The following is a 24,363-nucleotide window of genomic DNA, read 5'->3' on the forward strand; positions in this document are numbered from 1 at the left end:
GGCCAGTTCGACCTGCTCCGGGCACGCATGAGCCTGTTCATCCTACGGCGAATCCTGACCCTGGTGGCGACGCTGTTCGCCGCGTCGGTGATCATTTTCCTGGTGCTCGACGCGTTGCCCGGCAATGCCGCCCAGATGCTGATGGGCGCCGACGCCTCGCCCGACGCGGTGCGCGCGCTCACCGTCAAGCTCGGGCTCGACCAGCCGCTTGCGCTTCGCTATTTGCTCTGGATCAAGGGCATCGCGGTCGGCGACCTCGGCAACAGTTATGTCTACGGCACGCCGGTTGCCGCTCTGATCGCGGAGCGGCTGGTGCTGACCATCCCGCTCGCCATCATGTCGATGTCGATCACGGTGACACTGGCGCTTGCCGCCGGCATCTACACCGCCGCCAACCACAACAAGCTCGGCGACGTCGGCGTGATGTCGCTGACCCAGGTCGGCATCGCGTTGCCGAATTTCTGGTTCGCGATCCTCCTGATCCTGCTGTTCTCGGTGAAGCTGCATCTGCTCGCCGCCGGCGGCTTTGCCGGCTGGGATGACGGCATCTGGCCCGGTGTCAAATCGCTGCTGCTGCCTGCGGTCTCGCTCGCGGTGGTGCAGGCCGCGATCCTCGCCCGCGTCACCCGCTCGGCGGTATTGGAGGTGCTGCGCGAGGATTTCGTGCGCACGGCGCGCGCCAAGGGACTTGGTAAACGCGAGGTGCTGTGGCGTCACGTGCTGCGCAACGCGATGATCCCTGTCATGACGGTGATGGGCCTGCAATTCGCCAACCTGCTCGCCGGCACCATCGTGATCGAGAACGTGTACTACCTGCCGGGCCTCGGCCGGCTGATCTTCCAGTCGATCGCCAATCGCGACCTGATCGTGGTGCGCAACTGCGTGATGCTGCTCGCTGCGATGGTGGTCATCGTCAACTTCGTGGTCGACGTGCTCTATGCCTTCATCGATCCGCGCATCAAGGTGGCCAATCTGTGAGCGCCCCGCTGACCATTCCCGCCGATGCGCCGGCGATCGTGCCCGGCATGAGGCCGGCAACCGGCTTCTGGCGCCGCGCACTGCGCCATCGCAGCTTCGTGCTCGGCGCCGTGCTCAGCCTGCTCGTGCTCGGTTCGGCTTTGCTGTCGCTGGTCTGGACGCCGTGGCCGGCCACCGACATCGACATCGCCGCGAAGCTGCGCCCGCCCTCGGCCGCGCATTGGCTCGGCACCGATGCGTTCGGCCGCGACATCGTCTCGCTGCTCCTGGTCGGCGCGCGCTCCACCATCATGGTCGGCGTCATCGCGGTCGGCATCGGCCTCACCTTCGGCGTCTGCCTCGGCCTGATCGCCGCCGCGCGCAGGGGCTGGACCGAGGAGCTCATCATGCGGATGAGTGATTTCACCTTCGCCTTTCCCGCGGTGCTGTCGGCGATCATGCTCGCCGCGGTGATCGGGCCGGGCATGGTGACGTCGATCACCGCGATCGGCATCTTCCAGATCCCGACCTTCATCCGCGTCACCCGCGGCTCGGCCAATGCGGTCTGGGCCCGCGAATTCGTGCTGGCGGCGCGCGCCGCGGGCAAGGGCAAATTCCGCATCACCATCGAGCATGTGCTGCCGAACATCCTGTCGATCCTGATCGTGCAGGCGACGATCCAGTTCGCGCTGGCGATCCTGGCCGAGGCCGCGCTGTCCTATCTCGGGCTCGGCACCCAGCCGCCGCAACCGTCCTGGGGCCGCATGCTCAACGATGCGCAGACGCTGCTGTTCCAGTCGCCGATGCTCGCGGTCTATCCCGGCGCTGCGATCGCGATCGCCGTGCTCGGGCTCAATCTGCTCGGCGACGGCCTGCGCGATCTGCTCGATCCGCGGCTGGCACGGGAGCGTTGAGCATGAACGAGGCCAACGCAGCGCTGATCGAGGTCAGGAATCTCGGCGTCAGGCTCAACACCAGCCGTGGACCGGCGCAGGCGGTGCGCGGCGTCAGTTTCTCGCTTCGTCGTGGCGAGACGCTCGGGCTGGTCGGCGAATCCGGCTGCGGCAAGTCGGTCACCGCGCTGGCGCTGATGGGCCTGTTGCCCGACAGCGCCGTCGTCAGCGGCAGCATCCGGCTCGACGGCTCCGAGCTGGTCGGCCTGCGTGATGCGAGTTACTGCAAGCTGCGCGGCAACCGCATCAGCATGATCTTTCAGGAGCCGATGACCGCGCTCAATCCGATGCACACGATCGGGCGGCAGGTCGCTGAGCCGCTACGGCGTCACACCGGCTGCTCTCCGTCGGAGGCGCGCCGGCAAGCCATCGCCTTGCTCGATCGCGTTGGCTTGCCGGATGCGGCAAAACGCGTCGACGCCTATCCACACCAGTTCTCCGGCGGCCAGCGCCAGCGCGTCACCATCGCGATGGCGCTGGCCTGCCAGCCCGACGTGCTGATCGCGGACGAACCGACCACCGCACTCGATGTCACGATCCAGGGCCAAATCCTGGATCTGATCGCCGACCTGGTCGAGGAGCGCGGCATGGCGATGATCCTGATCTCGCATGATCTCGGCGTGATCGCCGAGAATGTGCAGCGCATGATGGTGATGTATGGCGGCACCGTGGTCGAAAGCGGCGCCACCGATGCCGTCTTCACCCGGATGGGCCATCCCTACACGCAGGGCCTGTTCCGCGCCCGCCCGCGGCTCGGCGCGCGCAAGGGGACGCGGCTGAGAACCATCGCCGGCACCGTGCCGGAGCTCGCCGACCTGCCGGCCGGCTGCACTTTTGCGGATCGCTGCGGCATCGTCGAGCCGCGTTGCCGTGCGGCGCTGCCTGATGTGGTCGATGTCGGGGCCGGCCATGGCGTGCGCTGTATCAGGACCGACGTGTCGATGGCCGACGCCGCTGGGGTCGGCGCATGACGCTGCTCGACCAGCCGCCCGCGCCCGAGACGCCGCTGCTCGACGTCAAGGACCTCGCGCAGCGCTACACGTTGCCGCGGGAAAATCTGTTCAAGCCGGCGGCGCAGGTGCATGCGCTCAACGGCGTCACGGTGCAGGTCGCCGCCGGGAAAAGCCTCGGCGTGGTCGGCGAGTCCGGCTCGGGCAAATCGACCTTCGCGCGGCTGGTGATGGCGCTGGAGCGGCCGACGTCGGGCTCGGTCTCGCTGCTCGGCCGCGATCTCAACCGGATTCCGGCCGAGGAGCTGCGCCGCGCCCGGCGTGATTTCCAGATGGTGTTCCAGGATCCTTATGGATCGCTCGATCCGCGGCAGACCATTGCGCGCATCGTCGCCGAGCCGTTGACGGCCTTGGGGCGGATGGATCGCGCGGAGCTGCGCCAGCGCGTCGCCACGGTGCTGCGCCAGGTCGGCTTGCGCGACGCCGACATGGATAAATTTCCGCACGAATTCTCCGGCGGCCAGCGCCAGCGCGTCGCGATCGCGCGCGCGTTGATCACCCAGCCCAAGCTGATCGTCGCCGACGAGCCGGTCAGTGCGCTCGACGTCTCGGTGCAGGCGCAGGTACTGAACCTGATGCAGGATCTGCAGGACCAGTTCGGGCTGAGCTACATCCTGATCAGCCACGACCTCGCGGTGGTCGACCTGATCTGCGACGAGATTGCGGTGATGTACCACGGCCGGGTCGTCGAGCAGGGGCGGCCCGAAGACCTGTTCGCGCGCGCGGCCCACCCCTACACGCGTGCGCTGCTCGATGCGGTGCCGCGGGCAGCTGCCGGCGGCACCCGACGGCGGCGCGGCGCGCAGGCGATCGCTTCGCAATCATCGGCCGGTGCGGGGTGTCCCTATGCGTCGCGCTGCCTGCTGGCCGATCCGCATTGTCGCGAGATCGTGCCTGCGTTACGCAGCATCGGGCCGGCGCATCTCGCCGCATGCCACCACGCCGAAGCCGTGATGGCGTTGCCGTCGGTGATGGCCGGGCCGGGTTAGCCTTTTGCGCGGGATTGGCCTAGGCTGATCGAACGAGACGTCCGGGAGCGAACGAATGTTGAAGAAACTATCGATTGTCGCGGTGCTGGCCGCAATTGCCGCGGCGCCGCTGCCGAGCCTTGCTCAGTCCAAGAAGGACAGCGTCGTGATGGGCATGACGCTGGAGCCGCCGGGGCTCGATCCCACCAACGCGGCGGCGGCTGCAATTGCCGAAGTGACGCTCTACAACATCTACGAGACGCTGACCAAGATCAACGAGGACGGCTCGGTGGCGCCGCTGCTGGCCGAGAGCTGGCAGGCTTCGGCGGATCTCAAGACCTACACTTTCAAGCTCCGCAAGGGCGTCAAATTCCACAATGGCGAGCCGTTCGATTCCGCGGCGGTGAAATTCTCGTTCGAGCGCGCCGCGGCGCCGACCTCGACCAACAAGGACAAGAGCCTGTATCAGGCCTTCGAGTCCGTCACCGCGCCCGATGCCGACACCATCGTGGTCAAGCTGAAATACTCCGAGCCGAACCTGCCGTTCCTGCTCGGCCAGGCCTCCGGCTCGATCGTCGAGCCGAAGAGCGCGCCGACCGACGTGACGCAGCCGGTCGGCACCGGGCCGTACACGCTCGGCGCCTGGGCCAAGGGCTCGTCGATCACGCTGGTGAAATGGCCGGAGTATCGCAACGCCGCCGCAATCAAGCTGTCCAAGGTGACGATCCGCTTCATCGGCGATCCCGCCGCGCAGGTCGCGGCCCTGCTGTCCGGCGACGTCGATGCGTTTCCGCGAGTTGCGGCGGCGCGCAGCCTTGCCCAGTTCAAGGCCGATCCGCGCTTCTCCGTGCTGGTCGGTGGCAGCAAGGCAAAGACCATCGTCGGCATCAATGAGCGCAAGAAGCCGTTCGACGACGTCCGCGTTCGCCGCGCCATCCTGGCTGCGATCGACCGCAAGGCGATGATCGACGGCGCCGTCGACGGTTTCGGCACGCCGATCGGCAGCTTCTACACGCCGGGCTCGCTCGGCTATGTCGATACGTCAGGCATCAATCCCTACGACCCGGAGAAGGCCAAGAAGCTGTTGGCCGAGGCCGGCGTCACCACCCCGCTCGAGCTGACACTCAAGCTGCCGCCGCCATCCTACGCGCGGCAGGGCGGCGAGATCCTCGCGGCCCAGCTCGCCAAGGTCGGCATCACCGCCAAGATCGAGAACGTCGAGTGGGCGCAGTGGCTGTCGCAGGTCTTCACCGGTCTGCACAATTACGACCTCACCATCGTCTCGCATGTCGAGCCGTTCGATCTCGTGAAGCTGACCGAGCCGGATTATTATCTCGGCTACCGGTCCGAGGCGTTCAACGGACTCTATCAGCAGATCATGGCGACCCCGGACGAGGCCGGCCGCGCCAAGCTGCTCGGCGACGCTCAGAAGATGCTGGCAACCGACGCGGTGGCCGGTTTCCTGTTCCAGCCGCAATGGATCACCATTGCCAACAAGAAGCTGAAGGGCGTCTGGAAGGAAGTCCCGCAGTTCGAGAACGATTTCTCCGCGTGGTCGTGGGAGTAGTAGGAAGACGTTCCCCGTCATCTTGAGAGGATGTGAGGTCATATATTCTCATCCACCGCTGTCATCGCCCGGCCTGTGCGCAATTGCGCACATGGACCGGGCGACCCAGTACGCCGCGGCCCATCGGTTCAATCACTGCTGCCTCTGGAGTACTGGGTCACCCGCATGCGCGGGTGACGACACTGAGCAAATTACCCCGTCTTCCCCGTGCTCGCGTCGGCCACCGCACGCGCCACCTTGGCGATCGCCGCATTGCAGTCGGCGAGCGGTGCGGTCGCGCCGGTGAGATAGACCGTCACCACGATCGGCTTGCGGCCGGGCGGCCAGAATACGCCGATGTCGTTATAGGTACCGCGTTCGCCGGTGCCGGTCTTGTCTGCGACCCGCCAATCCTTCGGCAGCCCGGCGCGCAGCCTTGTATCGCCGGTCTTGTTGGCCACCATCCAGTCCGTCAGCCGCCGACGTGACGCCGCGGACAACACGTCGCCGAGCAGCACGCGCTGCAAATTTTTCAGCATCGCGGTCGGGCTCGTGGTATCGCGCTCGTCACCGGGAACGGCCTCGTTCAGCGCGACTTCCCAGCGGTCGAGCCTGGAGACATTGTCGCCGATCGCGCGGAAGAAGCTGGTGAAGCCGGCCGGCCCGCCGATCTCGCGCAGGATCATGTTGCCGGCGGTGTTGTCGCTCTGGGTGATGGCGGCTTCACAGATCTCGGCCAGCGTCATGCCGGAGGCAACGTGCTCCTTGGTCACAGGCGAGTAGGGCTGGATGTCCTTGGCCTCGAACTGCACGCGCTGATCGAGGCTCGATTCGCCGCGGTCGACCCGGCGCAGCACGGCGGCGGTGGCCAGCGCCTTGAAAGTACTGCACATCGGAAACCGCTCGTCGCCGCGCAGGCTGGCGCGCGCGCCGGTTTCGGTGTCGAGCACCGCGATCCCGAGCCGCCCGCCGGTCCCTTGCTCGATGCGCGCGAATTCCTGCTGTAGCCGCCGTGTCGGCTCGTTGCCGTCCGTCGCCGCGCTGTAGCGCGGCAGGGCGAACGACATCGCAAAGCCCAGGGCGCGCCCGCCAAATGTCCGTCTCGTCAGCATGTTTTTCTCCGTTGACGGCGGCGAACCTGCCGGGCGGCGTGACGGCGCACAAACGATCATTTATACAACGAGGCATGAGAAAAACTTGGTCATGATACCGTGCGCCGACATCTCCCATTGAACGCGTTGCGCGCCTTCGAGGCGTCGGCCCGGCTGTTGAGCTTCACCCGCGCCGGGATGGAGCTGCGGGTGACGCAGACCGCGATCAGCCATCAGGTCAAGCAACTCGAGGACACGTTGGGCGTGCCGCTGTTCCGCCGCCTGTCGCGTGGTCTCGTGCTCAGCGACGAGGGCCTCGCGCTATTGCCGGTGCTGACCGAGGCGCTCGACCGGATCGGCGCCGCGATCGATCGCATCGAAGCCAAGGGCACCCGCGAGGTCGTCACCGTCGGTTGCGTCGCGACCTTTGCCACCGGCTGGCTGCTGCAGCGGATCGACCGCTTCAAGCGCGCGCACCCCTATATCGATCTGCGCCTGCTCACCAACAACAACCGTGTCGACATCGCCGGCGACGGGCTCGATCTCGCGCTGCGCTTCGGCGACGGCTCATGGCACGGCACCGAGGCGATCCATCTCGTCGCCGCGCCGTTCTCGCCGGTGTGCCGGCCCGAGGTCGCGGTGCGCCTGCGCAAGCCGTCCGATCTTGCCCAGGAATTTCTGTTGCGCTCCTACCGCGCGGAGGAATGGCCGCTGTGGTTCGCGGTCGCAGGCTCCCCATGCCCGAAAATCCAGGGCCCGATCTTCGACAGCTCGGTGGCGATGGCCGAGGCCGCGGCACGCGGCGTCGGCGTCGGGCTGGTGCCGGTCGCGATGTTCCAGAACGAGTTGACGTCGGGCCGGCTGGCGCGGCCATTCGCGATCGAGGTCGCAGCGGGGTCGTATTGGCTGAGCTGGTTGAAGTCGAAGGAGGTGACGCCGGGCATGCGCGCGTTCCGTGACTGGCTGCTGGAGACGCTGCGGGTGGATGCGAGCGAGGCGGAGACGGCGAGGGACGAGGCGGTCCCAATCGCGCGCCCCGAGGCGAGAAAGTCGAAAGCCAAGGCAAAGACCAAAACAAAGGCAAAGACCAAAACAAAGGCCGCGAAGAAGCGGCGACGTTAGTCACAGGCCTCGCCAAATAGCCGCTGTCGTCCCGGCGTAGGCCGGGACCCATAACCACCAACGATCATTGTGCGCACCGGTGGTACGACGAGCTCCGCCCACGACATTCGCCACGGAGTATGGGTCCCGGCCTTCGCCGGGACGACAGCGGTAATTTCGGAATATTGGAATATTGCCCCTGAGTTGCCCGACGTGTCAAGCGGCCATGTCGACACTGCAATGTTGACGTCGACAGCCGTCTGCTCCTTTGCATGGGGTTGTTTTCGCTATTTTGGCAAGACGCGCCCAACGACGGCTCGCATCCGGCGCGGCAGCTACGCCAGATGGCACGCCACGAAATGGCCGTTGGCGCCCTCCCGCAGCTCCGGCGCGCTTTGCTTGCAGCGCTCCTCGGCCACCGGGCATCGCGTGTGGAAGTGGCAGCCATTCGGCGGATTCATCGGGCTCGGCACGTCGCCCTTGAGGCGGACGCGCAGCTTCTTCGCCTTGGGGTCCGGCACCGGCACGGCCGACAGCAGGGCCTTGGTGTAGGGGTGCTGCGGGTTGCGGTAGAGGTCGCTGGCCTTGGCGAGCTCGACGATGCGGCCGAGATACATCACCGCGACGCGGTCGGAGATGTGCTCGACAACAGAGAGATCGTGGGCGACGAACAGATAGGTCAGGTTCAGCTCGGCCTGCAGGTCCTCGAGCAGATTGATCACCTGGGCCTGGATCGAGACGTCAAGCGCCGACACCGGCTCATCGCAGACGATCAGCTTCGGCTCCAGGGTCAGCGCACGCGCGATCGCGATGCGCTGGCGCTGGCCGCCGGAGAACTCATGCGGGTAGCGCCGCATGTGCTCGGCCTTCAGCCCGACCTTGATCAGTAGGCTCGCGACGCGGTCCTCCCGCTCGCTCGCCGAAGTCACGGTGCCGTGGATGATGAAGGGCTCGCCGAGGATCGCCCCGACCGTCATGCGCGGGTTCAGCGAGGCGAACGGATCCTGGAACACGAGCTGCATGTTGCGCCGCATGGCGCGCAGGTCGCCGCCGCCGAGGCCCATGACGCTTTGTCCGTCGAACACCACCTCGCCGGAGGTCGGTTCGATCAGCCGCAGCACGCAGCGGCCGGTAGTCGACTTGCCGCAACCGGATTCGCCGACCAGCCCGAGCGTCTCGCCGCGGTTGACCGAGAACGACACACCGTCCACCGCATAGACCTGGCCGACCTCGCGCGACAGCAGGCCGCCGAGCACCGGAAAATGCTTCTTCAGATTGCTGACGCGCAGCAGCGGTTCGCTCATGACGCCTCTCCGAGATGGCAGGCGATGCGATGGCCGGGCGCGATCGCGCGCAGGCGCGGCTCCTGCGCGGTGCAGATCGGCATGGCATGCTTGCAGCGCGGCGCGAAGCGACAGCCGGGCGGCGGATTGATCAGGATCGGCACCGAGCCGCCGATCGCCTCCAGCCGGGTCTTGTGCTCGGCGTCGAGATCGATCCGCGGGATCGAGCGGATCAGCCCCTGGGTGTAGGGATGGCGCGGATCACCGAAGAGATCGTCGACCGGCGCCTCTTCCACCACCTTGCCGGCATACATCACGACGACGCGCTGCGCGGTCTCGGCAACCACGCCCATCGCGTGGGTGATCAGCATCACCGCCATGCCCAACCGTTCTTTCATGTCCTGCAAGAGGTCGAGGATCTGGGCCTGGATGGTGACGTCGAGCGCGGTGGTCGGTTCATCCGCGATCACGAGCTTGGGCCGGCACGCCAGCGCCATCGCGATCATCACGCGCTGGCGCATGCCGCCGGAGAACTGGTGCGGATAGTGGTGCACGCGGCCTTCGGCGTTGGGGATCTGCACCAGCTTCAGCATTTCGATGGTGCGCTCGAGCGCCTGCTTCTTGGTCACAGGCTCATGGCGGCGCAGGCTCTCGGCGATCTGCTCGCCGATCGTCAGCACCGGGTTGAGCGAGGTCATCGGCTCCTGGAAGATGAAGCCGATCTCCTTGGCCCTGATGTCGTCGAGCTGGTCGCTCGTCAGTGGCACCAGGTCGCGGCCCTCGAAGATGATCTCGCCGGAGACGATCCTGCCCGGCGGCATTGCGATCAGCTTCAGGATCGACATCGCGGTCACGGTCTTGCCGCAACCGGATTCACCGACCACGCACAGCGTCTCGCCGCGGTTGATCGAGATGTCGACGCCGTCGACCGCCTGCAAGATGCCGTCGTCGGTTGAGAAATGGGTCTTCAGGCCCTTGATCTCGAGCAGCGCCATCAGATCACCTTGCGGGCGTCGAGCGCGTCGCGCAGCCCGTCGCCGATGAAGTTGATGGCGACCACGGCGATGAAGATCGCGCCGCCGGGAAACAGCGCCCAGTGCGGGCCGATGTCGAGAAAGTCCTTGGCGTCATAGAGGATGCGGCCCCAGGTCGGGGTGTCCGGCGGAAAGCCCAGGCCGAGGAACGACAGCGTCGATTCCGCGATGATCGCAGCCGCGACGTCGATGGTGCCGGCGATGATCACAGGCCCGAGCGCGTTGGGCAGGATGTGGCGGATCACTTGCCGCGTCGGGCTCGCACCGAGCGCCCGCGCCGCCTCGACGAATTCCTTCTCGCGCAGCGAGAGGAACTGGGCGCGCACCAGCCGCGCCACCGGCATCCAGCGCAGGCCGCCGATCACCAGCACGATCAGGATAAAGATGCCGCCCTCCGGGCCGAAAACCGCCTTCAGCCCGTCGCGGAACAGATAGATCAAGAGCAGCAGCAGCGGCAGTTGCGGCAGCGACAGGAACAGGTCGGTCACCCACATCAAGAGATAGCCGAGCGGCCCGCGCGACATGCCGGCGAGCGCGCCGATCAGCGTGCCGACGAACACCGAGACCAGCATCGCGGCGAGCCCGACCGCGAGCGAGATGCGGCCGCCATAGATCATGCGGGCGAGCAGGTCCTGGCCGAGATCGTCGGTGCCGAACGGATGCGCCAGTGACGGCCCCTGCAGGCCGGCGACGACGTCGACGTCGTTGATGGCGACGCGCCAGATGAACGGGCCGATCACGACGGCCGCGATCAACAGCAGCAGCAGCACGGCGCTCACCACGGCAAGCTTGTGCCGGCGGTAGCGCCGCCAGGTTTCCCGCCACGGCGAATAGCCGCGCCGCTCAGCGGAAGGAGATGCGAGGGTCAAGCCAGCCATAGAGGATGTCTGCGATCAGGTTGAACAACACGACAAGGCACGCGAAGACGAAGGTCACTGCCATGATGACCGGCGTGTCGTTGGCGAGGATGGATGAGATCAGGAGCGAGCCGATGCCGGGGATCCGGAAGATCTGCTCGGTGACGATGGCGCCGCCGAATACGGCAGGCATCTGCAACGCGATCAGCGTGACGACCGGGATCATGGCGTTGCGCATCACATGCTTGACGATCACCTTGGCCTGCCCGAGCCCCTTGGCGCGCGCGGTGGTGACGTAGTCGAGCCTGATCACATCGAGCATCGCCGAGCGCACGAAGCGGGTCAGCGACGCCGCCTGGAACAGGCCGAGCACCATCACCGGCATGATCGCCTGGCGGATCATCTCCAGCGCCCATTTGATGCCGCCTCCGGGGACATCGGTGTAGACGAAGGGCAGCCAGTCCAGCTTCACCGAGAAGATCAGGATGAACAGGATGCCGGTGAAGAAGGTCGGCAGCGAGAAGCCGATGAAGGCGAAGGTGTTGGCGAGCTGGTCGAACAGCGAGTAGGGGCGGGTCGCGGCATAGACGCCGACCGGGATTGCAATCAGGAGCGCCAGCAACTGTGCAGATCCGATCACGTAGAGCGTCGCCGGCAAGCGTTGCAGGATCAGCGTGTCGACATCCATCCGGCTGACGAAGGAAAAGCCCCAGTCGCCATGCGCCATCGCCGCAAGCCAGTGCAGGTAGCGAAGATAGATCGGGTCGTCGAGGCCGAATCTGGCGCGCAGCGCCGCCTGCACTTCGGGCGGCACGTTCGGATTGGTGGCGAGCTCGGAGAAGGGGTCGCCCGGCGCCAGCGCCAGCACGACGAACAGCACGAGCGAGATGCCGAGCAGGCTCGGCACCGCGATCATCAGGCGACGCAGGATATACTGACTCATGAGGAAGCGATCCGTTCGAGGCTTGTCGTCACGCCTCGCGGCACCAGTCCTGCAGATTGTCGAGATCGTTGGCCCAGCCGCTCATCACCGGGCGCAGCGTGTTGGAGGTCGCGCCCACCTTGATGCGATGCATGACCGGAATCATCACGTTATCCTGCCACATCAGGTCGTTGCACTTGATGTAGAGATCCGCGCGCTTGAGCGGATCGATTTCGGTCTCGGCGGCGTCGACCGCCGCGTCGTAATCCTTGTTGACCCAGCGCGGGAAGTTCTGGCCCTGCCACTTGTTCTCCTTGGTGGCGACATAGCGCGAGTGATAGCGGCGCATCTGCAGCGCGGGATCGGGCTGCGCCATCGGGATCTGGAACATCTCGATGTCGGCATAGAAGTGGGCGTAGGTGTCGGGATTGGCGACATCGGAGGAGAAGAACACGGAGGCGACCACCGATTTCAGCTCGACGTCGATGCCGGCCTTCTGGCAGGCCTGCTTGACGATCGCCTGGGTCTTCTGCCGCGGCCCGTTGATCGAGGTCTGGTACAGGAGCTTCAGCTTCTTGCCGTCCTTCTCGCGGATGCCGTCACCGCCGGCCTTCCATCCGGCTTGATCGAGCAGCGCGCCCGCCTTCTCGATGTTGAACTCCCATTTCGTGTTCTTCGAGACGAACTCCTCGGGGCCGTTGAGATAGTTCGCAGTGGTGCGGCCGGCGCGGCCGTAGATCGCCTTCTTGACGGAGTCGCGATCGACCAGCATCGCCAGCGCCTGGCGCACGCGGGGATCGGACAGGATCGGATGCTTGGTCTTCATCGACGAGCGTTCGCCGTCGACCTCGGTGTTGGGATCGGTGAAGTTGACGGCGATGAACTCGATGTCGCCGCCGACGGCGTAGATCGTCTTGCCCTTGCCACCCTTCTCGAGCCGCAGCAGCACCTCGTCCTCGACCTGCATGTTCCAGGCATAGTCGTATTCGCCGGTCTGGATGATGGCGCGCGCCGCCGAGACGGCGTCGCCGCCGCCCTTCAGCTCGATCGTGTCGAAATAGGGCCGGTTGGGCATGTGGTAGTCGGGATTGATCTCGCCGCGGATCTGGTCGCCGGGCTTGAACTCGACGAATTTGTAGGGTCCGGTGCCGACCGGCTTCAGATTGTTCGGCGCCTCGCGCGATTTGCTGCCCTTGTACTCCGCGAACAGGTGCTTGGGGATGATGCAGCCATAGGCGCCGATAAAGGCGTTGGCCCAGAACGGCGTCGGCTTCTTGAATCGGATGCGAATGGTGAGATCGTCGACCTTCTCGATCGCGTCGACGTCGCTGTAGGAGCCGATGCTGACGGCTGCGGTGGCGGGATCGGTCGCATACTCCCAGTTGAAGATCAGGTCGTCAGCGGTGAGCGGCTTGCCGTCGTGAAACTTGACGCCCGGCTTGAGCTTCCAGACCACCGATTTGGCGTCGGCGGCGAGCCCGCCGTTCTGCAGCGATGGGATTTCGGCGGCGAGGATCGGGTTGAGGTGGCCCTCGAGATCCCAGCTCGCGAGCGGCTCGTAGAAGATGCGCGAGCCGTCCTGGTCCTTGGTGCCGGTGGCGAAATGCGGGTTGAGCAGCGTCGGACCCTGCCACCACAACAGCTTCAGCGGACCGCCGCCGCCGCGCTTGGTCGGCTTGTAGGGCGACGGGCTTTGCGCCATCGCGACGCCGCCGAGGCTGAGAAGCTGGCTCGCCATCGGCGCGGTGAGGCCGACGGCGATCATGCGCTGGATGAAGGCGCGGCGATCGATCCGCCCGCCCTTCACGTCATCGATCATTGTTCGCAGGTTGGTGTCGAACATTGTCCCCTCGGTCCGGCTCAAATGTGATTGCGGCGGGCCGTGAAAACCGGCCGCCGTTGCTGGCGGCAGATGGCACACCGAATGACCGCTGAGGTCAACGCCTCCCGGGCCACACCGTCTCAGTCTTTTGGCTATCGCTTGAGCAGAATGTCCTGCGGCCGCACATCGCTTCGGCAATTCGGCGGCAAAGACCGCCTATCCGTGGCTCGTGCTTGCGGAAAATTTGTGCGTTATCCCTTCGTTCCGAGGCCTTTTTTTCAAGGCGCTTTTCTCTAGCGCAAGCCGGGCCATGCCGCCGAAGCGCCGGCCCGGCTCGCAACTGCTACATCACCGACATGGTCAACGGCGGTGCAACATTTGATGGCAGCGGGCTGACATAGGGGGTGCGGGCCGTCCGCCTGGTCAGGTCGGCCTTGGCGTCTTCGATCAGCTTGGGCTCCAGCAGCGCCCGTACGCCGAGGCCGGCCATCGCCTTGGCGGCCTGTACCATCGCCTTGTGCGCGGCCGGGGTCTTGCCCTGCGCCACCACCTGCCAGGTGTGGAACGGGGTGCCGATTGCAACCGTCGGGGCATGGACCTGCACGGTCGGCACCACCCAGGAGACGTCGCCGACATCGGTCGAGCCGATCAAAGGGTTGCGCTTTGCGTCCATCGGCACCAGGAAATCGGCGAGCGGCCGCTCGGTCGGCTCCATGCCGATCGCGTAATAGACCGAGGCGATGTCCTTGTCGGTCAAGGTCGCGCGGATCTTGCCGGCGAAATCCTTGTCGGCATCGTCGAAATGCGGCGGGCCGAGCTCTTCCATGATGCCGTGCAGCTCCTGCTCCAGCGGCGTATTGGGCAGGATGTTGGAGACCGCGGAGATGATCTTCATCTCGACCTTGGTCTCGGTCATCAGCGCAGCACCCTGTGCGATCTTGTGCACGCGCTCGACCAGTTCGTTCATGCCGGGCAGGTCGCGGGCGCGGATCGAGTAGCGCACCCGGGCATGGGCCTGCACCACGTTCGGCGCAATGCCGCCGGTGTCGAGCAACGCGTAATGCACCCGGGCGTCGCTCGGCATGTGCTCGCGCATGTAGTTGACGCCGACATTCATCAATTCCACCGCGTCGAGCGCGCTGCGGCCGAGATGCGGCGAGGCCGCGGCATGCGAGGTGCGCCCGGTGAAGGTGAAATCGGCGCGGGTGTTGGCGAGCGACGGCGTCACCGCCACTTCCCAGAAGCTGTGCGGATGCCAGGTGATGGCGATGTCGGCATCCTCGAACGCGCCGGAGCGCACCATGAACGCCTTCGCTGCGCCGCCTTCCTCCGCGGGGCAGCCGTAGTAGCGCACGCGGCCCGGCACCTTGTTGGTGGCGAGCCAGTCCTTGACCGCGGTCGCGGCGAGCAGCGCGGAGGAGCCGAGCAGATTGTGGCCGCAGCCATGGCCATGGCCGTTGGTCTCCACGGGACGATGCTCGGCGACACCGGCTTCCTGGCTGAGGCCGGGCAGTGCGTCATATTCGCCCATGAACGCGATCACGGGCCCGCCTTCGCCCCATTCGCCCATCAGCGCGGTCGGAATGCCGGCGACGTTCTCGGTGATGCGAAAGCCCTGATGGCGCAGTTCGGCCAGATGCTCGGCGGACGAGCGCGCCTCGGTGTAGCAGACCTCCGGCGTCGCCCACACTTTGTCGCTCAATTCGATGAAACGCGGCTTGATCGCGTCGACGCCGCGCCAAACGTCACTACGGTTGTCCATTTGCTTCGGTCCCTTTAGATAAGGCAATCTGAAGCGCCGGAAGCTAGCAGCTTGCCGTGAGCCCGCCTAGCACTTGCCGGCAGAGCAGGTTCCCCGCCGCGTCACGTCTCGCAGAAATGCGTCTGTCGCACTTCGTCAACGCGCGCTGAGCCGCTCCAGCCCGTTCCAGTCGAAGGCGATGCCGTGGCCCGGGCGGTCCGGCGCGATCGCCATGCCCTGATCCAGCACCAGCGGGTTCTCGATGTAACGGTCGAGGCCGAAGCCGTGCGCTTCGAGATAGGAGCGGTTCGGGCAAGCGGCCAGCAGATGCACGGTGACGTCGTGCGCGCCGTGGCTGGTCACCGGGATGTTGAAGGCTTCCGCAAGGCGGGCGATCTTCATGAAGCTGGTCACGCCGCCGCAATTGGTGACGTCGGGTTCGGCATAGGACAGCGCGTTGCCTGCGATATAGGGCTTGAACTCCCACAGGCTGCGCAGATTCTCGCCGGCTGCGATCGGCACGCCGCCGGCCTGCAGGATGCGCGCATGCCCTGCGACGTCGTCGGGAATGGTCGGCTCTTCCAGCCAGGTCAGGTCGAACGGCTGCAGGGCGCGCGCGGCGCGGATCGCCTCCTCGACGGTCCATTTCATGTTGGCGTCGGCCATCAGCGGAAACTCATCGCCGAGATGGCCGCGCATCGCCTTCACGCGCGCCACATCGGATGCAAGGCTGGGCCGGCCGACCTTCATCTTGATGGCGCGAAAGCCTTTCGCGAGATTGTCGTCAGTCTGCTTGAGCAAGCCGTCCAGTGGCAGGTCGAGATCGATGCCGCCGGCATAGCAGGGCACGCGCCGGTCGAATCCGCCGAGCAGGCGCCACAGCGGCAGCGACGCCCGCCGCGCCTTGAGATCCCACAGCGCGATGTCGAGCGCGGAGAGCGCCAGCACCGTCGGGCCGCCGCGACCGCCATAATGCAGCGCCCACCACACTTTGTGCCAGAGCTGCTCGGTGTCCTCGGCCTCCATCCCGTGTGCGACCTCGGTGATTTCGCGGGCGAGGATGTTGGCGACCGCGCCGCCATTGCGGCCGACGGTGTAGGTGTAGCCGATGCCCTCGGCACCGTCGGCATCGCGGGCGCGGATCGTGATCAGCTCGAATGCCGTGATCTCGCCATGGGTGCTGTCGCTGAGCACGACCGGCAGCGGGATCCTGTAGAAGCCCACTGCAAAATCCTTGAGGATGGCCATGGCAAAGCTCCTTCGCGCGGGGATCGGATGCGCAGCACGATCCCAAGAGGCGCGACAAGCTGCAACCCTTGGCCGCCGAATGCCTGCCTTGAGCGATCAGCCTGCCTGATCCAGGTGGCGGCTTCGATGCATCGGCGCAAAAGAACGCGCTCAAGGCGCTCAGCGCCGAAGCCCAGGCGCTCGCCGGCCTGCTGCCGGCAAGCGAGGCGTGATCGCGCGGCTAAGGTTCGGAGCCCTCGATCCGCTTCAGCTCGCGGTCGATGATCGTGCAGACCCTTCGCTGCGCCAGCAGGTCGAGCCGTGCGCGCGTGGTGCCTTGCTTGATCTTGCCGTTGATTTCGAAGGACCAGCTCCACAGGTCCGGTTCGATGTTGGTGAGCGTGTATTCGATGTCCCGATGTCGATCGATCAGCTTTTTCATTCCGTTTCTTCTTGTTGGCTGACTGTTGCATAGCGAGATCGGGAACTCCTCTGTATCCGGTCCACTACTTACGCATTTGGTCTAACCGTTGCGCCGTGCGGCGGAATTTCCGCAACCAGGTTGGGATGCTTGCCCCCGGAAAGCCGCGAGAATGCGGACTCAAGTTCTGATCGCTATTTGGCAGTCGAACCGGGCCAACCCGTCATCCTGAGGTGCGAGCTCTTGCGAGCCTCGAAGGATGCACGGCCCGGCCGGTGGCCGTCGATCCTTCGAGGGCTGCTGAAGAAGCAGCCACCTCAGGATGACGGGACTACGGGTGTCGTCCGGGCAAGGGACGGGATGACTGGGCAGCTGGACCTTCAGAATCTCGCCGCCATCTCCGCGAGCCTGCGATGCGCGGCGTCACGGGCGGCGCGGATCGGCTCGGCGGGGCCGGTAGTCGGGCCGATCGGCACGAAGCTGACGTTGCTGATGCCGATGAAGCGCAGTGCCTCGCGCAGGTAGGGCGTCGCCATGTCGATGCGGCCGCGGTTCATGCCGGTGACGAAATCGCTGCCGCTGGCGAGGATCACGATCGTCGGACGATCCTTGAGCAGCGGCAGGTAGCCGGTCGCGGGATCGAAGCGGAAGGTCAGTCCCGGCTGGATGATGAGGTCGAGCCATTGCTTGAGCTTGTAGGGAATCGAGAAATTCCACATCGGCGTCGAGATCAGCACCCGATCGGCCAGCGACAGCCGCAGCGCGAGGCGTTCGGCGACCGCAAACGCATCGCGCTGTGCGTTGTTGAAAGCGCGTCCGCCGATGCGGGCATATTTGGCCTCCAGCACGTCGCCCGTGAATTCGGGCAAGGACTCGCGCCAGAGGTTCAGCTCATCGATATCCCAATCAGGCCGCGCCTTGTGGAACTGATCGAGAAAGACGCGTGCCGCCGCCGCCGACTCCGAGTCGGCGCGGGGCGAGCAGGCGACGTGGAGCAGCTTTGGCACCGCGTTCACCTGTCAGCCGAGCGCCTTGATCACGGCATCGGCGTTGGTGACGACGGAGACGTTTTGCAGAGCGAAGTTGATCGCGGCGTTGTGCCAGTCGGCGTTCATGGTCGAGCAGCAATCCTCCGGCACGATCATGAAATAGCCCTTGTCGGCGCCGGTGCGTGCGGTGTGCTCGACCGACATGTTGGTCCAGGCGCCGGTGTTGATGATCATGTCGCGGCCGGTGGCTTTGAGGATCGTTTCGAGTCTTGTGCCTTCCCACGCGCTCATCCGCATCTTCTCGACCACGAAATCGCCCGGCCGCGGCTCGAGCCCCGACACCGGCGCCGCGCCCCAACTGCCACGCACCATCGCCTTGCTGTCGACCAGCCCTTCGAACAGCGGCGCGTTCAAGGTGACGCCGGGCGCGCCCGGCTCGACCACGAACCAGACATGGATGATGGCGACGCCACGGGCGCGCGCCGCCTCGGCTACGCGGCGGACATTCTCGACCACATGCTGCTGGCGCGCATGCGCGGGCGCGCCGGACTCGGCGAACGCGCCGCCGTCCATGATGACGTCGTTCTGCATGTCCTGGATGATCATCGCGCAGCGCTGTGGATCGATCCGCATCTCGCCGGTGGCAAGGTTCGGTGCGGAAGCGGACGGCGACGTCGTCGAGGCCGTCGCACCCGCGCCGCCGCGTCTGCCGCTCATATAGGGCTCATGCCGCGGCCCGACCTTGGTCGGGATCGCATAGACAGAATGCGTCGCGGTCAGATAGAGCGTGCGAAAATCAGCGCCGCCCCAGGCGAGGTTGGCGACGAGCTCCGGCAGTCGCAACTTGCCGAGCAGATTGCCATCTTGCGAATAGACCCAGACGCCGCCGGGCGCGGTGACCCAGACATTGCCGCGCTGGTCGCACTTCATGCCATCGGGAAGGCCGGGCTCGAGCTCGGAGCGGATGCCGGAGGCGAACACGCGGGGATTGGCGAGCGAACCGTCGCCCAGGACATCGAAGGCGCGGATCAGCGCCTGCACGGTGTCGTTGACATAGAGAGTGCGCTCGTCCGGCGAGAAACACAGCCCGTTCGGCTGCTCGAACAAATAACGGTCGACCAGAAGCTGCGGCGCTCCGCCACCTGGCGGCACGCGATAGACACCCTGGAAACCGAGCTGACGCGGCCGCTCGACGCCATAAACCGGCATGCGGCCGTACCAGGGATCGCTGAAATAGATCGCGCCGGAGGAATGAACGCAGACGTCGTTCGGGCTGTTGAGCTCCTGGTTGTCGAAATGCGAGGCCAGCACTTCACGCCGACCATCGGGCCGCTCGCGAATCAGCGACGACGTCGTATGCTCGCAGACGATCAGATTGAGCTCGGCATCATAGGTCATGCCGTTGCATTTGTTCGACGGGCGCTTGACCTCGACCACGCCGCGCCGCGCATCCCACCTCCTGCGCACATCGCCCGGCATGTCCGAGAACAGCAGGAAATGATCGAGCGGGTGCCAGATCGGCCCCTCCGTGAATTCGAATCCCGTACCGACCTGGCCGACCGGCGCATAGGGATCGATCAGGGCCTCGAACTCGCTGCGCAGCGTGACATGCGTCATCGCATTGATCCTCTAGGCGGGGAACCAGCTGCGCTGCGGCAGGCTCTGCACGATCGGCCCGGGCACCTGGTCGTGCAGACGGCCCACGACCATGCCACCCTCGATCTTCGCCGGGCGATCATGCACCGGCAGCAGATAGCGCGAACTCGACAACAACTTCTTGATCGAAGCCTTCTCCGCCCGCTTGCTGGTGCCGTGATTGCCCGTCGTGCGCGGCTCGGCGTCGTGGATCTCATTGAAGGGATTCACAATCTGGTCGTTGAAATCGTAGATCACGTCGCCGCAGATCGTGGCGATGCCGTCGGCGGTGTGGACGTGGATGTTCATCGACCCTTCGGTGTGGGCGTTGGCGGCGTCGCAATAGACGCCGGGCATCAGCTCGACCGGCCCGGTGATCTCGAGGTCGAGGAAGCGCAGCGCGCTCTTGGTGTGCAGGCGGTCGATCAAATGCTTGATGTCGGGCGCCGGATATTGCGGATGCATCAGGCCGGAGACGGAGTATTCCAGCTCCTTGCGGTTGACCACGACCGTCGTGTTCATCGGGAACAGATCGTCCTTGCCGGCATGGTCGATGTGCAGGTGGGTGTGGCAGACGAAGCGCACGTCGCCCATCCGCACGCCGTGGCGCGCGAGCTGGTTCTCGATCATGTTCTCGTGGAACTGGAGCCCGCGCATGCCGAGCGTCTCCATGATCCGGTTGGAGCGATAGCCGGTGTCGACCAGCACCGGGTAGGGACCGCCGAGGATCAGAAAGCCGAGCGTCAGCACGCGGCGGGTGCGGCCGCAATTGTGCCCGAGCACGAGGAAACTCGATTCCAGCTCGATATCGCCATAGTCCAGGACCTTGATCTCCAGCGGCATTGCATCCCTCCCAATTCGTTGCGTGTGTCCGTCTGCGCAGCGCGGCTATGGATCAAGCCGGTAGACCTGCGCGGCCGTCGTGTTGAAGATCGCCTCGCGCTGATCAGGGCTCAGCCGTGCGGCTGCCGCCTTGAAGGCGTCGACCAGGTCGCGGTAGCTGGTCCACAGCTTCTCGATCGGAAAGTTCGAGCCGAACAGGCAGCGGTCGGCGCCGAAGATCGCGACCGTGTCGGTCACGACATCGGCGATATGCGCGGGATCGTTGCGGTGGATGAAGGTGCCGAGCCCGGAGAGCTTCGACACCACGTTCGGGCAGCTCGCGAGCCGCGCCATCCCGGCGCGCCAGGCCGCGTGGCCCCGCGGCGACAGATCCTCCAGCATGCCGGCATGCTGCAGGATGAAGGTGACGTCGGGACAGGCCTCGGCGAGGCCCGCGGCCTCGGCCATCTGCGGCGCGAACACCTGGAGATCAAAGCTCCAGCCATAGTCGGCGAGGCGGCCGACATTGCGCCGGATCACGGGATCGGCGCAGAGGTCCGGCCGCGACGCGAAGCGATACAGCGGATTCTCATGCCAGTGCAGCTGCATGCGCACGCCGCGCACCAGCGGATAGCGCTTGAGACGATCGAGCTGCGGGCGGACATCGTCGACCGAGAAATCGGCATAGGCGACCAGCGCATGCGGCCAGCCGTGCGCGTCGGCGGTCTGCTGCACCCAGGCGGCCTCGTCCTCGAACTGGCCGGTCGGCCAGTTGGTCTGGACATAGACCGAGCGGGTGACGCCGGTGCCCTTGAGGTCGTCGCGGAATTCTTCGATCGGATAATCGCGGCGGATCGGCTCGTAGGGACCGAAGATGCGGGGCTGCATCGGGCCGGACAGCCAGGCGAGATCGGACTTCCGCCAGATGTGGTGATGTCCGTCGACGATATCGGTCACGCAACTCTCCTTCGTCCAAGCGACAGCAGGTGCGCAACGATCGCCGCGCTGGAGCCGCCGTCCACGAGATCATCGACAAAGCGCTGGATCGCGACCAGCGCCTCGGTCTGCGGCTTGAAGCCGGGCGACGTCGCAAGCGGCGTCAGCCAGCTCACCCGCCAGGCCCGGCGCGACAGCTTTGCCACCGCATCGCGCAACGCCGTGGGGTCGCCGCGCTCCAGGCCATCGGAGACGATCACCACCGCGGCGCCACGGGCATATCCGCCGAAGCGCGGCACGGCGAGGAACGCCTGCAACGCATCGCCGATCCGGGTGCCGCCGTCCCAATCGCTGACCAGGAACGATGCCGCACTGAGCGCCTGCTCGCGCCGCTTCAGCCGTAGTGCCGACGTGACGCGGGTCAGCCGCGTGCCGAAGGTGAAGACCTCGACATTGCCGGCCGATTGCACCAGCGTATGCGCGAGCCGCATGTTCTCCTCGGTGCGCGCCTTCATCGAGCCGGATACGTCGATCAACAGCAGGATTTTCCGTGCACGCTGCCGCCGCCGCATCCGACCGAGCCGCTGCACTTCGCCGTCATTGCGCACGCTGTCGCGCAAGGTGCGACGGAGATCGGCGAACGGGCCGGAGCGTGCGCGCCGCCGCCGGTGGCCGCGCCGCCGCGGCAGGCGCCTGGCCGCCTCGCGTGATAATTGCCGCAGCGGATCGCTGGTCGCGATCTGCGCGAAACGGCGCTCGACCAGCGCCTCGGCCCGCGCCGCGGCGAGGCCGGATTCGTTGGCCTCGTCGGCGAGCGGCGGCTCGTCGTCGCCGCGACCTTCTTCCTGCAGGCGGACGACTTCCTCGTCCTCGCCCTCAGCCCTTTCGATCGCCTCCGCTCCGCGGAAGTGGATGTCGAACAGGCGGTCATATGTCGCGCGGCGCTCCGGCGGCGGCGCCAGGGTCGCAAGGCCGGCCTGGCGGATGTGCTCCAGGCTGCGCGGTCCGAGCAGCTCGATTGCGGCGAGGAAGCTCGTGGTCTGCTCCGGGGCGACGGAGAAGCCGTTGGCCCGCAGCAGCGCGACAAAAGAGACGAAGACCTGCGCGGCGCGCGGCAGCCTGAGATCGTCGCTCACGCGGCAGCCTCCGCGATGATCGCATCGAGCCGGGGCGAGATGAAATGAATATCTTCCTCATCCTTCAGCGCCACACCGATCGAGCGCTTGAACGCGTCGGGCCAGCGCGTCCCGCCCTTGTTGAGCAGGGTTGCGGCCTCCGCCCAGTCGACGGCTTCGGCGATGCCCGGCGCCTTGCTCAGCGGCTCGCGGCGCAGGCGGCCGACCGCCGCCACGACGGCGCGCGCCGTAGCCTCGGCGACGCTCGACGCCCGCATCATCACGATGCGCGCCTCGCGCTCGGCATTGGGATAACCGATCCAGTGATAGACGCAGCGGCGGCGCAGCGCTTCGTGCAAATCGCGGGTCCGGTTCGACGTCAGCACCACGACGGGATGCTCGGCGGCGCGGACGGTGCCGCGTTCCGGGATCGAGATCTGGAAGTCGGAGAGGAATTCGAGCAGGAAAGCCTCGAACTCCTGGTCGGCGCGATCGATTTCGTCGATCAGCAGCACCGTTGCATCCGGCGCGCGCAACGCGGCGAGCATCGGGCGCTCGATCAGGAAGGATTCGCCATAGATGTCGATGCTCTGTTCGCCTGCTTGCCGGATCGCCAGCATCTGGCGCGGATAGTTCCACTCGTAGAGCGCCGATGCGGCGTCGATGCCCTCATAGCATTGCAGGCGGATCAGCCTGCGGCCGAGCACCGCGGCGATCGCCTTCGCCGCCTCGGTCTTGCCGACACCCGGCGCGCCCTCGAGCAGCAGCGGCTTGCCGAGCGCGAGCGAGAGATAGGATGCGGTCGCGATGCCGTCGTCGGCGAGATAATAGGCCGCGCGCAGCGCCTTCTCCAGCGCCTCCGGGCTGTCGATGCCGACGATGTTGCTGCGAACCGGCATGCAAAGACCTCAGCGCCGCGGTTGCGGCCGGGCGCCGCCCTGTGCCTTGATCGCGCGCAGCACCTTCTCCGGCGTAATCGGCAGATCGTCGATCCGCACCCCGACCGCATTGAAGATCGCATTGGCGACCGCGGGCAGCACAGGATTGGCGCACATTTCGCCCGGCCCCTTGGCGCCGAACGGGCCGTCCGGCGCCGGACGTTCCAGCACCGCGATATCGTGCGGGCAGATGTCACCCGGACCCGGCATCAGATATTCGACGAAGTCGCGCGGGCCGTGCACGGGATCGGGATAATAAGGCTCGGGCGTCTCGTACAGCGCGTGGCTGACGCCCATCCAGGCACCGCCGACCAGCTGCTGCTCGACCAGGCGCGGATTGAGCGCGCGGCCGAGCTCATAGGCCGAGTCCATCCGGATCATCGCGACCTCGCCGGTCTCGTCGTCGACCTCGAGCTCGGCGACGAGGCAGGCATGCGCGTAGCAGGTCGCTGGCGACATCTCGCCGGTCTCCGGATCGACGTCGGACAGCGGCACCAGGAAGATGCCGCGGCCCGAGATGGTCTTGCCCTGCTTGAACTGGGCGGCTATGGCGACGTCCTTGGTCGAGATCGAACGGTGCGGTGCGCCCTTGATGTGGATATTGCCGCGGCCGTCGGTTTCGAGGTCGGCGGCGTTGACCTCGAGCTCCTCGGCGGCCGCCTCCATCATCACGCCGCGCGCCTCCCGCGCCGCCGCCATCACGGCATTGCCGACGCGATGCGTGCCGCGCGAGGCGAACGAGCCCATGCAGTGCGGACCGGTATCGGAATCCGCTGTGTCGACATAGACGTCCTCGACGGGCACGCCGAGCGTCTCGGCGCAGATCTGCCGCGTCACCGACTTCATGCCCTGGCCGAGATCGATCGACGACAGCGCCACGGTGAATTTGCCGCTGGGATTGGAATGCACCAGTGCCTGGCTCGGATCGCCGCCGAGATTCATGCCGATGGGGTAATTGACCGACGCGATGCCGCGTCCGCGATGCCTGGTCATGC

Annotated in this window: 22 protein-coding genes; 6 read left to right on the forward strand and 16 right to left on the reverse strand. The window is 66.1% G+C overall.

Annotation, left to right across the window (positions count from 1 at the left end):
- Positions 1–27: 27 nt before the first annotated feature.
- Genes IC762_RS07635 through IC762_RS07655 form a run of 5 tightly spaced genes read left to right on the forward strand, consistent with a single transcriptional unit; the run spans position 28 to position 5,455 of the window.
- Positions 28–978 (forward strand): ABC transporter permease, encoded by a 951-nt coding sequence (locus IC762_RS07635; RefSeq protein WP_195788210.1) that lies wholly within the window; start codon positions 28–30, stop codon positions 976–978.
- Positions 975–1,871, forward strand: a complete 897-nt coding sequence (locus IC762_RS07640; RefSeq protein ID WP_195788211.1) for an ABC transporter permease — start codon at positions 975–977, stop codon at positions 1,869–1,871. The genes IC762_RS07635 and IC762_RS07640 overlap by 4 nt, the downstream gene beginning before the upstream one ends.
- A gap of 2 nt (positions 1,872–1,873) precedes the next feature.
- On the forward strand, positions 1,874–2,881 hold the full coding sequence (locus IC762_RS07645; protein ID WP_195788212.1) for an ABC transporter ATP-binding protein: 1,008 nt from the start codon (positions 1,874–1,876) through the stop codon (positions 2,879–2,881).
- Entirely contained in the window at positions 2,878–3,909 is a 1,032-nt protein-coding gene (locus tag IC762_RS07650) for an ABC transporter ATP-binding protein (protein WP_195788213.1), read from the forward strand. Before IC762_RS07645 ends, IC762_RS07650 begins: the two co-directional genes overlap by 4 nt.
- 55 nt (positions 3,910–3,964) lie before the next feature.
- The gene (locus IC762_RS07655) at positions 3,965–5,455 is read left to right on the forward strand and encodes an ABC transporter substrate-binding protein (protein WP_195788214.1); all 1,491 of its coding nucleotides are present in this window, start codon (positions 3,965–3,967) and stop codon (positions 5,453–5,455) included.
- A gap of 191 nt (positions 5,456–5,646) precedes the next feature.
- Here IC762_RS07655 and bla read toward each other — a convergent pair whose 3' ends face one another.
- Positions 5,647–6,546 (reverse strand): class A beta-lactamase, encoded by a 900-nt coding sequence (bla, locus tag IC762_RS07660; protein ID WP_195788215.1) that lies wholly within the window; start codon positions 6,544–6,546, stop codon positions 5,647–5,649.
- 99 nt (positions 6,547–6,645) lie between these two features.
- Here bla and IC762_RS07665 point away from each other — a divergent pair, with 99 nt between their 5' ends.
- A complete protein-coding gene (locus IC762_RS07665) occupies positions 6,646–7,647 on the forward strand; it encodes a LysR family transcriptional regulator (RefSeq protein WP_195788216.1) in 1,002 nt (333 codons plus the stop codon).
- Positions 7,648–7,961: 314 nt separating this feature from the next.
- On the opposite strand, the gene IC762_RS07670 is transcribed toward IC762_RS07665, so the two are convergent.
- The 15 genes from IC762_RS07670 to IC762_RS07740 all read right to left on the reverse strand — a co-directional run bounded on the left by IC762_RS07670 (position 7,962) and on the right by IC762_RS07740 (position 24,361).
- Positions 7,962–8,930, reverse strand: coding sequence for an ABC transporter ATP-binding protein (locus tag IC762_RS07670; RefSeq protein WP_195788217.1), 969 nt, complete (start codon positions 8,928–8,930; stop codon positions 7,962–7,964).
- Positions 8,927–9,907 carry an ABC transporter ATP-binding protein gene (locus IC762_RS07675; RefSeq protein WP_195790033.1) on the reverse strand — a complete coding sequence of 327 codons (981 nt, stop codon included), beginning with the start codon at positions 9,905–9,907 and terminating at the stop codon, positions 8,927–8,929. Before IC762_RS07675 ends, IC762_RS07670 begins: the two co-directional genes overlap by 4 nt.
- The gene (locus IC762_RS07680) at positions 9,904–10,821 is read right to left on the reverse strand and encodes an ABC transporter permease (RefSeq protein WP_195788218.1); all 918 of its coding nucleotides are present in this window, start codon (positions 10,819–10,821) and stop codon (positions 9,904–9,906) included. The genes IC762_RS07675 and IC762_RS07680 overlap by 4 nt, the downstream gene beginning before the upstream one ends.
- Positions 10,787–11,743 carry an ABC transporter permease gene (locus IC762_RS07685; protein WP_195788219.1) on the reverse strand — a complete coding sequence of 319 codons (957 nt, stop codon included), beginning with the start codon at positions 11,741–11,743 and terminating at the stop codon, positions 10,787–10,789. Before IC762_RS07685 ends, IC762_RS07680 begins: the two co-directional genes overlap by 35 nt.
- A 28-nt stretch (positions 11,744–11,771) precedes the next feature.
- Entirely contained in the window at positions 11,772–13,565 is a 1,794-nt protein-coding gene (locus IC762_RS07690) for a peptide ABC transporter substrate-binding protein (RefSeq protein ID WP_195788220.1), read from the reverse strand.
- Between the two features lie 322 nt (positions 13,566–13,887).
- On the reverse strand, positions 13,888–15,306 hold the full coding sequence (locus tag IC762_RS07695; protein WP_195788221.1) for a M20 family metallopeptidase: 1,419 nt from the start codon (positions 15,304–15,306) through the stop codon (positions 13,888–13,890).
- Between the two features lie 135 nt (positions 15,307–15,441).
- The gene (locus IC762_RS07700; RefSeq protein ID WP_195788222.1) at positions 15,442–16,533 is read right to left on the reverse strand and encodes a mandelate racemase/muconate lactonizing enzyme family protein; all 1,092 of its coding nucleotides are present in this window, start codon (positions 16,531–16,533) and stop codon (positions 15,442–15,444) included.
- Between the two features lie 220 nt (positions 16,534–16,753).
- Positions 16,754–16,954, reverse strand: coding sequence for a hypothetical protein (locus IC762_RS07705; protein WP_195788223.1), 201 nt, complete (start codon positions 16,952–16,954; stop codon positions 16,754–16,756).
- Positions 16,955–17,313: 359 nt separating this feature from the next.
- Entirely contained in the window at positions 17,314–17,940 is a 627-nt protein-coding gene (locus IC762_RS07710; RefSeq protein WP_195788224.1) for an FMN-dependent NADH-azoreductase, read from the reverse strand.
- Positions 17,941–17,952: 12 nt separating this feature from the next.
- On the reverse strand, positions 17,953–19,539 hold the full coding sequence (locus IC762_RS07715) for an isochorismatase family protein (RefSeq protein WP_195788225.1): 1,587 nt from the start codon (positions 19,537–19,539) through the stop codon (positions 17,953–17,955).
- Positions 19,540–19,551: 12 nt separating this feature from the next.
- Positions 19,552–20,400 (reverse strand): MBL fold metallo-hydrolase, encoded by an 849-nt coding sequence (locus IC762_RS07720; RefSeq protein WP_195788226.1) that lies wholly within the window; start codon positions 20,398–20,400, stop codon positions 19,552–19,554.
- Positions 20,401–20,445: 45 nt separating this feature from the next.
- Positions 20,446–21,336 (reverse strand): amidohydrolase family protein, encoded by an 891-nt coding sequence (locus IC762_RS07725; RefSeq protein WP_195788227.1) that lies wholly within the window; start codon positions 21,334–21,336, stop codon positions 20,446–20,448.
- Positions 21,333–22,451 carry a vWA domain-containing protein gene (locus tag IC762_RS07730; protein WP_195788228.1) on the reverse strand — a complete coding sequence of 373 codons (1,119 nt, stop codon included), beginning with the start codon at positions 22,449–22,451 and terminating at the stop codon, positions 21,333–21,335. Before IC762_RS07730 ends, IC762_RS07725 begins: the two co-directional genes overlap by 4 nt.
- Positions 22,448–23,329, reverse strand: coding sequence for an AAA family ATPase (locus IC762_RS07735; protein ID WP_195788229.1), 882 nt, complete (start codon positions 23,327–23,329; stop codon positions 22,448–22,450). The genes IC762_RS07730 and IC762_RS07735 overlap by 4 nt, the downstream gene beginning before the upstream one ends.
- 9 nt (positions 23,330–23,338) lie before the next feature.
- The gene (locus IC762_RS07740) at positions 23,339–24,361 is read right to left on the reverse strand and encodes a xanthine dehydrogenase family protein molybdopterin-binding subunit (protein ID WP_195788230.1); all 1,023 of its coding nucleotides are present in this window, start codon (positions 24,359–24,361) and stop codon (positions 23,339–23,341) included.
- Positions 24,362–24,363 lie beyond the last annotated feature (2 nt).

This window comes from Bradyrhizobium genosp. L (assembly GCF_015624485.1).
Classification (GTDB): domain Bacteria; phylum Pseudomonadota; class Alphaproteobacteria; order Rhizobiales; family Xanthobacteraceae; genus Bradyrhizobium.

Bases quoted from the DNA above. Each gene is read 5' to 3' on its own strand.
- IC762_RS07635 (WP_195788210.1), top strand. From the start codon at position 28: ATGAGCCTGTTCATCCTACGGCGAATCCTGACCCTGGTGGCGACGCTG.
- IC762_RS07645 (WP_195788212.1), top strand. From the start codon at position 1,874: ATGAACGAGGCCAACGCAGCGCTGATCGAGGTCAGGAATCTCGGCGTC.
- IC762_RS07650 (WP_195788213.1), top strand. From the start codon at position 2,878: ATGACGCTGCTCGACCAGCCGCCCGCGCCCGAGACGCCGCTGCTCGAC.
- IC762_RS07655 (WP_195788214.1), top strand. From the start codon at position 3,965: ATGTTGAAGAAACTATCGATTGTCGCGGTGCTGGCCGCAATTGCCGCG.
- bla (WP_195788215.1), bottom strand. From the start codon at position 6,546: ATGCTGACGAGACGGACATTTGGCGGGCGCGCCCTGGGCTTTGCGATG.
- IC762_RS07670 (WP_195788217.1), bottom strand. From the start codon at position 8,930: ATGAGCGAACCGCTGCTGCGCGTCAGCAATCTGAAGAAGCATTTTCCG.
- IC762_RS07680 (WP_195788218.1), bottom strand. From the start codon at position 10,821: ATGGCTGGCTTGACCCTCGCATCTCCTTCCGCTGAGCGGCGCGGCTAT.
- IC762_RS07685 (WP_195788219.1), bottom strand. From the start codon at position 11,743: ATGAGTCAGTATATCCTGCGTCGCCTGATGATCGCGGTGCCGAGCCTG.
- IC762_RS07690 (WP_195788220.1), bottom strand. From the start codon at position 13,565: ATGTTCGACACCAACCTGCGAACAATGATCGATGACGTGAAGGGCGGG.
- IC762_RS07695 (WP_195788221.1), bottom strand. From the start codon at position 15,306: ATGGACAACCGTAGTGACGTTTGGCGCGGCGTCGACGCGATCAAGCCG.
- IC762_RS07700 (WP_195788222.1), bottom strand. From the start codon at position 16,533: ATGGCCATCCTCAAGGATTTTGCAGTGGGCTTCTACAGGATCCCGCTG.
- IC762_RS07705 (WP_195788223.1), bottom strand. From the start codon at position 16,954: ATGAAAAAGCTGATCGATCGACATCGGGACATCGAATACACGCTCACC.
- IC762_RS07715 (WP_195788225.1), bottom strand. From the start codon at position 19,539: ATGACGCATGTCACGCTGCGCAGCGAGTTCGAGGCCCTGATCGATCCC.
- IC762_RS07720 (WP_195788226.1), bottom strand. From the start codon at position 20,400: ATGCCGCTGGAGATCAAGGTCCTGGACTATGGCGATATCGAGCTGGAA.
- IC762_RS07735 (WP_195788229.1), bottom strand. From the start codon at position 23,329: ATGCCGGTTCGCAGCAACATCGTCGGCATCGACAGCCCGGAGGCGCTG.
- IC762_RS07740 (WP_195788230.1), bottom strand. From the start codon at position 24,361: ATGACCAGGCATCGCGGACGCGGCATCGCGTCGGTCAATTACCCCATC.